Here is a 13,337-nt window from a genome sequence, read left to right as displayed (position 1 = left end):
CTGACCGGTGCCCGTCAGTCGTGGGCCAGACGGATCTCCCGATCGGCCAGTGCCTGCACCTCCGCCGGATCGTGGCTGACCAGCACACACGTGCGATCCGCCAGCAGCTCCCGCAGCAGTGCGCGGATCTGCGGGGCCGAATCGGCGTCGAGCGCGGCGGACGGCTCATCCAGGAGGACGATCTGCGGATCCGTCGCGAGCGCTCGCGCAAGAGCGACGCGGGCGCGCTGTCCCCCGGACAGTCCGCGCGGCTTCACCCGTCCCAGATGCCCGATGCCGAGGTCGTCCAGCATCCGCTGAGCCTGCGCCTTCGCGTGTGCCCCCGTCACGCCCGCGGCGCGGAGCCCGAACGCGATGTTGCCGCCGGCCGTCATATGGGGGAAGAGGCGCGGGTCCTGGAGGAGGAGCGTGACGCTGCGTCGATGCGGTGGCACATCGGCGCCGCTCCGTCCGCCGGCGATGTGCGTGAGGACGCGGTCGTCCACCTCCACGCGTGCGCGCGGGGGGATCAGGAGCCCGGCGACGACGGCGAGGATCGTCGACTTCCCGACGCCGTTCGGCCCGGTGAGGGCGAGGGTCTCACCGGGTTCGACGGTGAAGGACTGCGCGATGCGACGATCCGGTGCGTCGAACTCCACCACCAGCCGAGGCGGGCGTGCACGGCGGGCGACCGGCACCTCGGCGGCGGTCGTCTCCTGTGTCCCGGCCATCCGTCCCTCGTGGGCAGGAGGCATGCTTGCGGCGGCGCGGGTCCGGACCCGCGCCGGTGAGCCGCGGCGCCACGACTGCGGGAGCGAGTAGACCGCGATGACGACCAGCAGCGCGATCGCGACCAGCAGCATGGAGACGGCGACGGCGGCGTCCGGGTCGGTCTCGCGGCGGAGGTAGATCTCCAGCGGAAGCGTGCGGGTCGTGCCCGCGAGCGACCCGGCGAACGTGAGCGTGGCCCCGAACTCGCCCAGCGACCGGGCGAACGACAGCACCGCGGAGGACGCGATCGCGGGCACCAGCAGCGGCAGCGTCACCGTCGCGAATGTGTGGCCGGGTCCGGCGCCCAGCACGGCCGCGGCGGTCTCGAAGTCCGTGCCGTGGGTGCGCATCGCGCTCTCGACGCCCATGACGACGAACGGCAGCGACACGAACACCTGCGCGCAGATCACCGCCGCCGTCGTGAACGCGATGTCGATGCCGGTGGCCTCCATAGGAGCGGCGAGGAGGCCCTGACGGCCGAACGTCGCCAGCAGCGCCAGACCGCCCACCACCGGCGGCAGCACCACCGGCAGCAGCACGAACGCCCGCACGGTGCGGAGGAGGACCGCCTCGCTGCGCGCCAGCATCATGCCCAGCGGAACGCCCAGGACGACGCACACGCCGGCGGAGACGCACGCGGTCGCGAGCGACAGGCGCAGCGCCGTGAGGGAGTCGCGACTGGTGACGAGTCCGCCGAACTCCGGCCACGGCACGCGCAGCGTCAGCCCCACCACCGGCAGGATGACGACGAGCGCGCCCAGCAGCGCGAACGGTGCGAGCCCCCACGGGAGCCTGGGAGAGCGTTCACGGGACAGCGGGCGGCGACGCGTGCCGCCGCGCGCTGCTGCGTGCGTGTCCGTGCCACCCGCAGACGGCGGACTGCCGCGCATCACGGCGCCCCGAAGCCCGCTGCGTCGAACACCGCACGGCCCTCGTCGGACAGGACGAAGTCCACGAACTGCTGGGCGGCCTCGGCGTTCTCCGCATCAGCGTTCCCCGCATCAGCGACGGGCGCGATCGGGTAGAGGTTGACGGCGTCGTCGGACTCCGGGAACTCGACGGCGTCGACCTCGTCTGCTCCCGAGGCGTCGGTCCGGTACACCAGCCCCGCATCCGCCTGGCCGTTCGCGACCTTGCCGAGCACGTCCGTGACGGCCGGCTCCTCGCTCACCGCGTCGATCTCGACGCCTGCGGACTCCGCGACGGTCTCTGTCGCGGCACCGCACGGGACCTGGGGCGCGCACACGACGACGTCGAGGCCGCCGCCGGTGAGGTCCGCGAGTCCCTCGATGCGCTCCGGGTTGCCGGTCGGCACAGCGATGACCAGCGTGTTCGACACGAAGTTCTGCGGTTCTGCCGCGACGAGGTCGTCCTCGACGAGGCTCTGCATCGTGCGCTCGTCGGCCGTGGCGACGACGTCCGCGGGCGCACCCTCCCGGATCTGCGTGACGAGATCAGACGACCCGGCGAAGCTCAGCTGGACGTCGACGCCGTCGTGGGACTCGGCAAATCGGTCTGCGAGATCCTCGAACGTGTCGGTCAGCGAGGCGGCGGCGAACACGGTGAGGGTCGTCGGCGCCGCGGCGTCCCCTTCTGCGGAGTCACCGACCGCGGAATCAGCGGCTGATCCGCCGCAGGCAGAGAGGAGGAGCGTGGAAGCCGCAGCGGCGGCCGCGAGGGACTTCGTCACGGAGACTCCTTCGCCGTCATCTCGTCACCACTCCAGCGGGAGGAAGGCGATGCGCTCGCCCGCCCTCACCGGACGGGTCGGGAGGACCAGCCAGCCGCGCCCCATAGTGAGGCCGCGCATCATGTTGGACGCGACGTGCTCGACGGGGAGCCATGCGTCTTCGTGGTCGCAGGTGCCGGGAGCCGGTGGCGTTCCGGGGTCCCCAGGGGGTACCGGACCTGCAGAACCTGCCGGGCGGGCGGGGACGAGCCGGTCCACCTTCTCCGCCGGAAGGTCCTGCGCCGCCGGGACGGTGAGAGGCACCTCTGGATCCGGCCCCCGCAGGCCGCGCAGCACGGCCGATCCCACGATCCGCATCGCCGCCAGCGCAGCCAGCGGGTTGCCCGGAAGCGCGAGGACGGGAACCGGTCGAGACGTCCCCGCGGGGACGTCCCGACCCCGCAGCGCGAGCAGCGTCGGGTGCCCGGGACGCATCCCCAGCTCATCGATGACGAGCCGGGAGGACGGCTGTGACGACGAGGAAGACTCCCGCGCTTCCTCCTGCAGGACCGCTCGCACGTGGTCAGCGTCCGACCTGCCCGTGCCGCCGGTCGTCACGATCACGTCGGCGAGGTCGACGAGCTCCGCCAGCGCGTCCCGCGTCACCGCGCGGTCATCGCCGATCCTGCGCACGGCGACGACCTCGATCCCGGCGGCCCGCAGCACGTGGGGCAGCTGCACCTCGAAGGCGTCGCGGACCTCGCCTGCGGCCGGTGTTCCGGACGTGCGCACCTCATCGCCGGTGAGCAGGAGGGCGGCGGTAACCGGCGGCAGGACCGGCACGTCGTCGTGCCCGCTGATCCCGGCCATCGCGAGCAGGGGAGGGGTGAGCGGCCGGCCGGCCGAGGCGAGCACGTCGCCGCGCGCGGCCTCGCGCCCGGACCGGCGCACGTGGCGGCCGGGTTCCAGCTCCGATTCGGGAGCGTCCGGCCGCATGACGATGCGGACATCATCCTCGCCCGACTCGCTGTGCGTGTACTCGCGTCGCACCACGCCCGAGGTCCCGGCCGGCACCACGCCGCCCGTCACCACCGTCCGGGCGCGGCCCGGCTCCAGCTCGGGCAGCGTTCCCGCAGCCCGCTGGGGCCCATCCGGCGCGGCCTGTGCCGCAGCGTGGTCGCGCGGTCCCGTGTCATCCAGGGTCCACGGCGGCGGACCGGACACGGCATAGCCGTCCATCGCGGACGAGTCGTAGTGGGGGACGTCGAACAGGGCCCGGAGGTCCTCGGCGAGGGTGCGGCCGAACGCGTCAGCGAGCGGAACGGCAGCGGAGGAGCCGGCGAGCGCGGACGATCGGGCGCGGGCGGCCTCGGCCCCGGTGTCGTAGGCGAGCCGCATGGCCTCGTCCCAGCGGGGACCTCGGGCGCTCTTCCTCACTCTCAGCCGCCTGCGAAGGGCGGCAGCACGTCGACCCGCATGCCGGGGCGCACCAGGTCGTCCTCACCCATGACGACGCCGTCGATCAGCACGCTCGACTGCTCGAGCACGCGCTCCAGCGACGGTTCGTCCCCGGGCGGATCCGGGTGGAGGGAGACCAGAAGTGCGGCGAGCTGCTCCCGTGTGAGCTCTTCGACGCGGTGGGGGATCGGGACCGACTCCTCAGCGAGGTCGCCGGCGGCCGCCCGCGCGGCGGCGAAATAGCGGACCGCGAGCGTGCGGTGCGGGGTCTGTCCCGGGCTCATCGTCGTCTCCTCCACTCAACCACCGATCGCGCTCATCGTACGGTCCGGCTGCACGTAGTCGTCGCTGTCCAGTCCGGGCCTCTCCATGCCGTGGGCGGCGGGCTTGAGCCACATCGCCTGCTGCCACATGCGGGCGACCACGTCGTCGGACTCCCCGGAGCGCATCGCGGAGGCGAGATCGAACTCCTCGTGGGAGAACAGGCACGAGCGCACCTTGCCGTCCGCAGTGATGCGGGTGCGGGTGCAGGCGGAGCAGAAGGGCTCGGTGACCGAGGCGATGACGCCCACGCGGCCGAGCGGCTCTGCGGCATCGGTGCGGGAGCTGGGGACAGCGTCGGGATCAGCATTGGGATCGGAGTCGGAACCGGAACCGGAGCCGGAGTCAGCATCGGAGTCGAGCGGCAGGACCCGCCAGAGTTCGGCCGGTGCACCGCCGCGGGGGACGTCGTCCGGGACGAGCCGCCAGTGCTGCGACAGGAGGTCGCGGACCTCACGGGCCGTCACCATGCCCTCACGCGTCCACCCGTGGTCTCCGTCCAGAGGCATCTGCTCGATGAACCGCAGATCGAGTCCGCGCTCCAGGGCGAAGGCGAGGAGATCGGGTGCCTGGTCGTCGTTCTCGCCGCGCATGAGCACGGCATTGACCTTCACGGGGTGCAGGTCCGCCGCCAGCGCGGCGTCTATCCCCGCGAGCACGTCGGCCAGACGATTGCGGCGGGCCAGCCTGCGGAAGGTGTCCGCGTCGATGGTGTCGAGGGAGACGTTCAGGCGCGTGAGTCCCGCGGCCGCGAGGGTCGCGGCCCTCTTCGTGAGGCCGATCCCGTTCGTCGTGATCGCGATCGGCAGATCCGGATGGTGCGCGCGGACGCCCGCGATGATGTCCTCGAGATCCGGGCGGATGAGCGGCTCCCCGCCGGTGAGCCGGAGATCCCGCACCCCGTGCACGGCGACGGCGATGTCGACGAGGCGGACGACCTCGGCGGCGGTGAGCAGGGAGGGAGGAGGCATCCAGTCCATGCCGTCGGCCGGCATGCAGTACGTGCAGCGCAGGTTGCACTTGTCCGTGAGCGAGATCCGCAGATCCGTCCCGAGGCGACCATGGCGATCGAGGAGGCCCGGTTCGACGGGGGCGTCGTGCGCACGGCTGTCGAGCTCAGTCTTCGTGGCGCCGTGGGCTCGCGCATGGAGCGCCGCGGCGGCCTCGTGCGAGTCGCCGGCCGTGGAGGCCCGCACGGTGGGGATTCCCAGACTCACATCCATACCCTCATAGTGTACGGACTCCGTCCACACTCCGCCGGTAGAGTCAGGACCATGACGGAACCAGGCGTGCAGGGGGACGTGCAGGCGGAACCGGCGCCGCGTGGCGCGGCGTCCTCCGGTGTCCGCGACGCCCACGAGCACCGTGACGATGCGTTCCGCGACTGGGCGGAGCCCCGGAGCATGGACTCGCATGTGGACGCACTCGTCGCAGCGCTGAGCGTCCGCACCATCGGAGCAGAGAGTGTCCCTGTGGCAGAGGCGCTCGATCGGGTGCTCGTCGATGACCTGCGAGCGCCGTTCGACCTGCCGCGCTTCGACAACTCGCAGATGGACGGCTTCGCGCTGGACGCTGCGGCGACTCCCGGGGCCTTCGACGTCGTCGGCATGATCGCTGCGGGCCAGACGGGCGACGCGGTGGCACCGGGCACGGCGGTGCCGATCATGACCGGCGCACCCCTGCCGCCCGGCGCCAGTGCAGTGATTCCCGTCGAGGAGTCCGACGGCTACGAGTCCCCGACAGTGCGCGCAGGTCAGACGCCCGCAGGCCGGTTCGTCCGGCCGCGCGGCAGCGACATCGCCGCCGGAGACGTCGCGCTCCCGGCCGGGACGGTCCTGGGGTCCGCCGCGCTGGGGGTCCTCGCCGCGTTCGGCCTCACGGAGGTCACCGTCCGTGCTCGGCCGCGCGTCCTCGTCGTCACCGGTGGGGATGAGGTCGCGCAGCCCGGCAGTCCGCTGCGCGATGACCAGGTCTACGACGCGAACCACGCACTGCTGAGCGCCGTTATGCGCCGCTGCGGGGCCGAGGTCGTCGACGCGCTCATCGTCGATGACACCGTCGCGGACTTCCGCGCATCGCTGAGCGCCCGCGTGCGCGCGACCGCGCCGGACCTGGTCCTCACGAGCGGCGGCATCAGCGCCGGCCGGTTCGAGGTGGTCCAGCAGGGGCTGGGTGGGTCAAGTGCACAGGGCGGGTCGGGTGAGTCGGGTGGGTCGGCCCGGCTGGGTGGAGCAGGGGAGCTGGGTGGTTCGGGTGCGCTGGGTGCCGGCGTGGACCTCGGCGGCCTCACCGCGCGCGTGGGCTTCGGCTCCGTCGCGATGCAGCCCGGCGGACCGCAGGGTGCGGGCGTCCTCGAGGAGGACAGCTTGGAGCAGGACAGCCTCGACCTCGGCACCGGAGCTCGGATCCCGATCGTCTGCTTCCCCGGCAATCCGGTGAGCACCTGGATCAGCGCGCACGTCCTGCTGCGCGACGCCATGGACCGCGCGTGGTCCACCGGACGGCCGGCGCGCAGGATCAGGGCCGCGCTCGCCGCCCCGGTCACGCCGCTCGCCGCCAAGACCCAACTGCGCCGATCCGAGATGGGAATGGGAATGCTCCACGACGGGACCACTGCCTCGAATTCCACACGACTGCGCGTGCGCGCGTTCCCGGGCACCAGTTCGCACCTGCTGGCCACCGCGGCCCATGCGGATTCCCTCATCGTGGTCCCGCCGGGCCCCGAGGAACTGCCGGCCGGCACCGCCGTCGAGGTGGTGGTCCTGTGAGCGCCCACGACGACGCGCGCACGTCGGGCCGCCTCACGCACGTGCGGGCCGACGGCACCGCCCACATGGTCGATGTGTCCGCGAAGGCCGTGACGAGCAGGGTTGCCGTCGCGTCCTCGCGGCTGACCACCACCGCCGAGGTCGTCGACCAGATGCTCGAGGGCACCCTGCCGAAGGGCGATGCGCTCGCCGTCGCCCGTGTCGCGGGGATCATGGCAGCGAAGCGGACTCCGGATCTGGTGCCGCTGTGCCACCCGCTGCCGCTGACCGGCGTCTCCGTCGACCTGGAGCGGGCCCCGGATGATCCCGGCGCGATCGCTGTGCGCGCCCGCGTGAAGACGAAGGGCGTCACGGGAGTGGAGATGGAGGCGCTTACCGCGGCGTCCGTCGCGGCCCTCACGCTCTACGACATGGTGAAGGCGCTCGACCGCGACGCCGTCATCGGTCCCACCCGGGTCGAGGAGAAGTCCGGAGGCGCCTCCGGCGACTGGGGCAGGGGACCGGCGGACGGCCTCGGCGACGGGGGTGCCGGTGACAGCGGTACCGGAGACGGCGGCCCGGGTGCTGAGAGCCTCGGCGAGGGGAAGGACCACGGATGACACGGCACACGCGACCGGATGCGGACAGGCGTCCGCGCAGGGCGACGCGCGGTGGTGATCGGTCGCCGACGTTCGGTGAGGGCCGGCGCGCGGTGGTTCTGGTCGTGTCGACGTCCGGCTACGCGGGCGAGACCGAGGACGCGACCGGTCCGCTGCTGACCGGCTGGCTGGGCGAGCGCGGCTACCGCGTGGACGCTCCGCAGATCGTCCCTGACGGTCCTGCCGTCGGCGAGGCACTCAGGCGGCACGTCCGGGACGCGCCCGAGTCGGAGCGTCCCCGCGTGATCGTCACGACCGGCGGAACAGGGCTGGCGCCGGAGGACACGACACCCGAGGAGACCCGCAGAGTCCTGGACAGGGAGGCGACGGGGATCGTCCAGGCGCTCGTGGACCACGGTCTCGCGAAGCTGCCGGAAGCGGCCATGAGCCGGGGCACCGCCGGTGCGTGCGACCGCACCTTCGTCGTGAATCTGCCCGGGTCCGTCGGGGGAGTGAAGGACGGGATCACGGTCCTCGACCCGATCCTCCACCACATCCAGGCGCAGCTCGAGAACGTCAGCGACGGGGTCCATGCTCCGCGCGGGCGGGCTGGGAATGCTGGACGTGCTGAGCATGAGGGGCACGCTGGACGTGCTGAGCATGACGGGCACGCTGGACGTGGTCGGCATGACGGGCCTGATGCCGGAGAATCGTCGCAGGTGGCAGGAGCGCACGCCGCGGTGGGCACGGCGCCCGCCGGCGGTCCGGCCCTGCACGGAGCCCACGCCGCGGTGAACGGAGCGCCCGCCGACGCGGCGCTGCACGCGACCGAACCGTCCCCGGTGCTCGAGGCCCAGCCCGCGACCGAGCCGTTCCGGGTGTACACGCCGGAGCCGGCTGTGGAGCCGTTCGCCTGGGGACGCATCACGGAGGAGCCCCTGGACCTCACCGCCGCCGAGGCCCGCGTTAAGACCCCGCAGACCGGCGCACTCGCGGTGTTCCACGGGGTCGTGCGCGACCATGACTCCGGTCGGGACGACGTCGTGGGGCTCGCGTACTCGGCGCATCCGGAGGCTCAGAAGGTCCTCGACGAGGTGCTGGCCGAAGCGGCAGCAGACCACCCCGGCGTGCGCATGAGCGCCGAGCACCGGATCGGTGAACTGCGCGTGGGTGACGACGCGCTGCTGGTGACGGCCGCCTCGGCGCATCGCAGGGACGCGTTCGCCGCCTGTGCGGAGCTCGTCGATCGGATCAAGGCACGCGTGCCGATCTGGAAGCGCCAGGACTACTCCGATGGCGCGCATGACTGGGTGGGCGTGGAGTGATCCCATGAGTTCCACCGGTCGCTATGCACGGCAGACCCGCGTCCCCGGCGTGGGGGAGGCGGGCCAGGAGAAGCTCTCGCGGGCGCGGGTGCTGCTCGTGGGCGCGGGCGGACTGGGCAGCCCTGCCGGTCAGTACCTCGCGGCGGCCGGGATCGGGACGATCGGGATCGTCGACGACGACCGCGTGGAGCTCAGCAACCTGCATCGGCAGGTCATCCACCGGACGGAAGACGTGGGACGGCCGAAGGTCGAATCCGCCGCGGATGCGCTGCGGGCGCTGAACCCCCAGGTGGCGGTCGTGACGCACGACCTGCGCCTCACCGCCGACACGGTCATGGACGTCGTGGAGGGCTACGACATCGTGGTCGACGGGGCGGATTCGTTCGCCACCCGCTACGTCGTGTCCGACGCCTGCACGCTCCTGGACATCCCGCACGTGTGGGCGGCGGTGCTCACCGACGGCGGGCAGCTGAGCGTCTTCCACGGATCCCGGGGGCCGGTCTACCGCGACCTGCTGCCCGTCATGCCGCCCGCCGGCGCGGTGCCCAGCTGCGCGGTCGCCGGTGTGCTGGGCACGGTGCCGGGGGTGCTCGGCACGGCGATGGCCGGCGAGGTGCTGAAGCTCGTGCTGGGGATCGGCCGGCCTGCGATCGGCCGCGTGCTCGTGTACGACATGCTCACCGCGGAGTGGGAGACGGTGCCGCTCGCGCGCTCGCCCCGCGTTGCCCGGCCGCAGACCGCCGCGGACGTGGGGCGCGGCGTCCCTCGACAGGTGAGCGTGACGCAGCTGGCGGGCGTGGTGGGCGCGGTGAGCGCGGTGGGCGCGCCAGGCGCATCCCGCGCGCCGGTGCACCCAGTGCAGCCATTCGCCGCCTCCGTGTCCGAGACTCCGGTGCAGGAACCGGCGTCTGAGACACGCAACCGGCGAACGGGCGACCGGTCCCTCGCCGCGGGGCTGGTCGTCGACGTGCGGACCCCCGCCGAGGCCGCCCGCGGGATGATCCCCGACGCCCGCCTCCTGCCGCTGGACCGGATCGAATCTGACCCCGAGGACGCGGTCGCTCAGCTGCGCGAGTGGTCGGCGCAGATCGACGCGGTCGACGTCTACGTCCACTGCCAGGCCGGTGCGCGCTCCGCCCGCGCTCTCGAGGTGCTGGGCCCCCTCGTGGATGTGGACGCAGGGGCCCGGGGGGATGTGGACACGGAGACCCGGGGGGACGGGGTGCCGCACCCGGCGCTGAGGCTCCATGACGTGGTGGGCGGGTACGAAGCGTGGGCCCGGGAGTTCCCGGACACCGGTGCGCGATCGGAGGATGCCGACGGACCGTGGGCGGCCGCCGGACGGGACGCAATCTCCCGACAGGAGTCTGCCACCGGACGGGAGTGATCACCGGCCGGGAATGGGAGACACTGGGGGGGGCAGCTCGTGAGCGGAGTGCAGGAGGCGGCGATGCGCAGGACGGTACGGACGCGGGTGCGTCGATTCGACGAGACGGGCCTGATCGATGCGCGGGCGGATTCGCTGGCGGGTGAGGAACCGCTGGAGGTGCGACTCGACGGCGAGCAGTTCACCGTCACGATGCGGACTCCGGGCGACGACGTCGAGCTCATCGCGGGCTTCCTCCTGAGCGAGGGCATCGTGACGGAGTGGAAGCAGATCCTGCGCGTGGACTTCTCGACGGGCATCGACCCGGACGGCACGCGGAACCTCAACGTTGCGCGGGTCGTCCTGGAGCCGGGGACCTGGGATCGGGATCGCTACCAGGCGCGGCAGATCTACACGTCGTCCGCGTGCGGCATCTGCGGCACGGCCTCGATCGAGGCCGTCCAGCGCACGTCCACGTACCCGATCGTGCTCGACGCGATGAGCGAGGACGGCCCCGTCGCCTCCCCTGCGATCACCTCACGCGTGCTCCTCTCGCTGCCGGACGCCATGCGCGAGGAGCAGAAGCTGTTCGGGTCCACCGGTGGAGTCCACGCCGCAGGTCTCTTCCGCATGGCGCGCGACGCCGGCGGAATCGCGGACTCCGCAGAACTGGTGGCGGTGCGCGAGGACGTCGGACGCCACAACGCCGTCGACAAGGTCATCGGATGGGCGCTGCAGGAGGGGATGCTCCCGCTGTCGGACACCATCCTCCAGGTGTCGGGCCGCGCCAGCTTCGAGCTCGTGCAGAAGGCCGCGATGGCGGGGATCCCCGTCCTGTCCGCCGTGAGCGCGCCCTCCGGCCTGGCCGTCGAGCTGGGTCGCGAGCAGGGCATCACCGTGGTCGGCTTCAACCGCGGCACACGGTTCAACGCCTACTCCCATCACGAGCGCATCGCGTAGTACTCACGACAGCAGACCACAGCGCAGAACACACAGCAGTGAAGGGGAGCGACATGGATCTGGGAATCGCAGGCAGGCGCGCGGTCGTCTGCGCATCGAGCGCGGGGCTGGGCCGCGCGTGCGCGACGGAGCTCGCGCGGGCGGGAGCCATCGTCATCCTCAACGGACGGCGGGCGGACGCGCTCGAGGCGACAGCGCAGGAGCTCCGCGATGAGACGGGCGCGGACGTCCGCACCGTCCTGGGCAGCGTCTCCGAACCCGACGTGCAGGATGCGCTCATCGCCGCGGCGGACGGCGCCGTCGACATCCTCGTCAACAACAACGGCGGCCCGCCCTTCCGCGCCTTCACCGATGTGGACGACGACGACATCCGCGCCGGCGTGGAGAACAACATGGTCACCCCGATCGCGCTCGCCCGTCGCGTGCTGGACGGCATGGTGGAGCGCCGCTTCGGCCGCATCGTGAACATCACCTCGTCCTCGGTCAAGATGCCGATCGCCGGGCTCGACGTCTCCTCCGGCGCGCGTGCCGGCCTCACAGGGTTCCTCGCCGGGATCGCCCGCGAAGTCGCCCACGCCAATGTGACGATCAACTTCCTGCTGCCGGGGTCGTTCGACACCGACCGGCTGCAGTCGGGGCAGTCGCTCACCGCCCAGGCGTCGGACCGGTCGATCGACGAGGTCCGCGGCACCGCGGCCGCCGCCATCCCCGCCAAGCGGTTCGGTGACCCGGACGAATTCGGTGCGGCGTGCGCGTTCCTCGCCTCCGATCGGGCCGGCTACATCACCGGCCAGAGCCTGCTCATCGACGGAGGCGCCTACCGCGGCATCCTCTGAGACGGGGCTGGTCTGTGACATCGGCCCTGCCTCTGAGACGAGCAGGGTCTCTCCCGTCGGCAAGGTCTCTGCCGCCGGCCCGACCTCTGAGGCGGACCCGGTTCACAGTCTCATCGAACGAACGATAGATTAGTGGGACCAGCCCGGCTTTCAATGAGGAGAGTGGACATGACCGCTGCTGACCAGCAGGCATCCGCCCGCGAGTACACGACGCTCGACTACGAGGTCACCGACCGCATCGCGCTCATCACGATCGACAACCCGCCCAGCCGGAACGGCTTCAACGGCACGATGCGGGACGAACTCATCGCCGCTGCTCAGCGTGCGGACGGCGACGACGGCGTCCGGGCGGTGGTCCTCACCGGTCGTGGGAAGTTCTTCTGCCCGGGCGCCGACCTGAGCGGCGGGGAGTCGACGTTCGACTTCACCTCGGAGAAGCACGCGGAGAGCGACGAGACCGGTGAGCTGCCGACGGTCGACGGGCACCGTCGCGATGGCGGTGGGCAGGTGTCGCTCGCATTCGCATCGATGCGCAAGCCGATGATCACCGCCGTCAACGGCGCCGCAGTGGGCATCGGTGCCACGATGACGCTGCCGACGGACATCAGGATCGCCTCGACCGAGGCCCGGTTCGGCTTCGTCTTCGCGCACCGCGGCCTGGTGCCCGAGGCCGCCTCCAGCTGGTTCCTGCCGCGCATCGTCGGCATCACGCAGGCCCTCGACTGGGTCTACACCGGGCGGGTCTTCGACGCCGAGGAGGCGCGTGCCGCGGGCCTCGTGTCCCGCGTCGTCGCACCGGACGAGCTGCTCGAGACCGCGATGGACATGGCGCGGGCGATCGTCGACCGCGCGTCGGCCGTGTCGCTGGGTGCCAGCCGCCAGCTGCTGTGGAGCATGCTCGGAGCCTCGTCCCCGTGGGAGGCGCACCGGCGCGACTCGCGGCTCATCTACGAGATGGGCCAGCTGGCCGACGCGAAGGAGGGCGTCCAGTCGTTCCTCGACAAGCGGGCGCCGGAGTTCGAGATGACGGTGCCGAAGGACTATCCGCAGTACCTGCCGTCGTTCCCGGATGCGGACCGCATCGACTGATCGGCTGCGCACAGCAGTTGCGGCCCGCGTCTCGGTAAGGGTAGGTTGACCTTACCTGATCGATGGTGCGCTGGATCCGAGGACCGTGAGACGAAGTCGGAGAGTGCCGATCGGGGCCGACCCGTGACGGGCGATCGGCCGACGTGTCGACGGCCTCCGGGCTGATGGCCGGTCGTCCGCGGGTGCACGGCGGATGCGCCTGGGATGCAGCAGGCGC

Annotated in this window: 11 protein-coding genes and 1 pseudogene; 7 read left to right on the top strand and 5 right to left on the bottom strand. The window is 72.1% G+C overall.

Annotated elements, in window-relative coordinates; genetic code table 11:
- Positions 1-14: 14 nt before the first annotated feature.
- From FM105_RS01585 to FM105_RS14440, 5 genes are read right to left on the bottom strand one after another with little or no spacing between them, the layout of a single operon-like run.
- Positions 15-1,640 (bottom strand): ABC transporter permease, encoded by a 1,626-nt coding sequence (locus FM105_RS01585; protein WP_087003659.1) that lies wholly within the window; start codon positions 1,638-1,640, stop codon positions 15-17.
- Complete coding sequence (gene modA, locus FM105_RS01580) at positions 1,640-2,440, bottom strand: molybdate ABC transporter substrate-binding protein (RefSeq protein WP_087003656.1); 801 nt, start codon at positions 2,438-2,440, stop codon at positions 1,640-1,642. Before modA ends, FM105_RS01585 begins: the two co-directional genes overlap by 1 nt.
- Before the next feature lie 24 nt (positions 2,441-2,464).
- Positions 2,465-3,856, bottom strand: coding sequence for a molybdopterin molybdotransferase MoeA (locus FM105_RS01575; RefSeq protein ID WP_143275782.1), 1,392 nt, complete (start codon positions 3,854-3,856; stop codon positions 2,465-2,467).
- Positions 3,857-3,858: 2 nt separating this feature from the next.
- Positions 3,859-4,161 carry a MoaD/ThiS family protein gene (locus FM105_RS01570; protein ID WP_087004268.1) on the bottom strand — a complete coding sequence of 101 codons (303 nt, stop codon included), beginning with the start codon at positions 4,159-4,161 and terminating at the stop codon, positions 3,859-3,861.
- A gap of 15 nt (positions 4,162-4,176) precedes the next feature.
- Positions 4,177-5,421 (bottom strand): GTP 3',8-cyclase MoaA, encoded by a 1,245-nt coding sequence (locus FM105_RS14440; RefSeq protein ID WP_143275781.1) that lies wholly within the window; start codon positions 5,419-5,421, stop codon positions 4,177-4,179.
- A gap of 51 nt (positions 5,422-5,472) precedes the next feature.
- Between FM105_RS14440 and FM105_RS14435 the strand changes: the two genes are divergently transcribed.
- The 7 genes and pseudogenes from FM105_RS14435 to FM105_RS01535 all read left to right on the top strand — a co-directional run bounded on the left by FM105_RS14435 (position 5,473) and on the right by FM105_RS01535 (position 13,120).
- Entirely contained in the window at positions 5,473-6,966 is a 1,494-nt protein-coding gene (locus FM105_RS14435) for a molybdopterin molybdotransferase MoeA (protein ID WP_179207010.1), read from the top strand.
- Positions 6,963-7,457, top strand: a pseudogene (gene moaC / locus FM105_RS01560) (cyclic pyranopterin monophosphate synthase MoaC); the annotation flags it as partial. The gene FM105_RS14435 and the pseudogene moaC, both read left to right, overlap by 4 nt.
- A 104-nt stretch (positions 7,458-7,561) precedes the next feature.
- Positions 7,562-8,869, top strand: a complete 1,308-nt coding sequence (locus FM105_RS01555) for a molybdenum cofactor biosynthesis protein MoaE (protein ID WP_087003645.1) — start codon at positions 7,562-7,564, stop codon at positions 8,867-8,869.
- A gap of 4 nt (positions 8,870-8,873) precedes the next feature.
- Positions 8,874-10,256, top strand: a complete 1,383-nt coding sequence (locus tag FM105_RS01550; RefSeq protein WP_179207009.1) for a HesA/MoeB/ThiF family protein — start codon at positions 8,874-8,876, stop codon at positions 10,254-10,256.
- A 63-nt stretch (positions 10,257-10,319) separates the two neighbouring features.
- Entirely contained in the window at positions 10,320-11,195 is an 876-nt protein-coding gene (gene fdhD, locus FM105_RS01545; RefSeq protein WP_087003639.1) for a formate dehydrogenase accessory sulfurtransferase FdhD, read from the top strand.
- A 53-nt stretch (positions 11,196-11,248) separates the two neighbouring features.
- Entirely contained in the window at positions 11,249-12,031 is a 783-nt protein-coding gene (locus FM105_RS01540; RefSeq protein ID WP_087003635.1) for an SDR family oxidoreductase, read from the top strand.
- Between the two features lie 168 nt (positions 12,032-12,199).
- On the top strand, positions 12,200-13,120 hold the full coding sequence (locus FM105_RS01535) for an enoyl-CoA hydratase-related protein (protein ID WP_087003632.1): 921 nt from the start codon (positions 12,200-12,202) through the stop codon (positions 13,118-13,120).
- Positions 13,121-13,337: the final 217 nt, after the last annotated feature.

Origin of the sequence: Brevibacterium yomogidense, from assembly GCF_900163715.1 — a bacterium.
GTDB classification, from domain to species: domain Bacteria; phylum Actinomycetota; class Actinomycetes; order Actinomycetales; family Brevibacteriaceae; genus Brevibacterium; species Brevibacterium yomogidense_A.
This window is presented reverse-complemented; position numbering and strand designations above follow the sequence as displayed.

Coding starts and splice junctions, on each gene's coding strand:
- FM105_RS14435 (WP_179207010.1), top strand. CDS start 5,473: ATGACGGAACCAGGCGTGCAGGGGGACGTGCAGGCGGAACCGGCGCCG.
- FM105_RS01555 (WP_087003645.1), top strand. CDS start 7,562: ATGACACGGCACACGCGACCGGATGCGGACAGGCGTCCGCGCAGGGCG.
- FM105_RS01585 (WP_087003659.1), bottom strand. CDS start 1,640: ATGCGCGGCAGTCCGCCGTCTGCGGGTGGCACGGACACGCACGCAGCA.
- FM105_RS01570 (WP_087004268.1), bottom strand. CDS start 4,161: ATGAGCCCGGGACAGACCCCGCACCGCACGCTCGCGGTCCGCTATTTC.
- FM105_RS01540 (WP_087003635.1), top strand. CDS start 11,249: ATGGATCTGGGAATCGCAGGCAGGCGCGCGGTCGTCTGCGCATCGAGC.
- FM105_RS01535 (WP_087003632.1), top strand. CDS start 12,200: ATGACCGCTGCTGACCAGCAGGCATCCGCCCGCGAGTACACGACGCTC.
- FM105_RS14440 (WP_143275781.1), bottom strand. CDS start 5,421: ATGGATGTGAGTCTGGGAATCCCCACCGTGCGGGCCTCCACGGCCGGC.
- FM105_RS01550 (WP_179207009.1), top strand. CDS start 8,874: ATGAGTTCCACCGGTCGCTATGCACGGCAGACCCGCGTCCCCGGCGTG.
- fdhD (WP_087003639.1), top strand. CDS start 10,320: ATGCGCAGGACGGTACGGACGCGGGTGCGTCGATTCGACGAGACGGGC.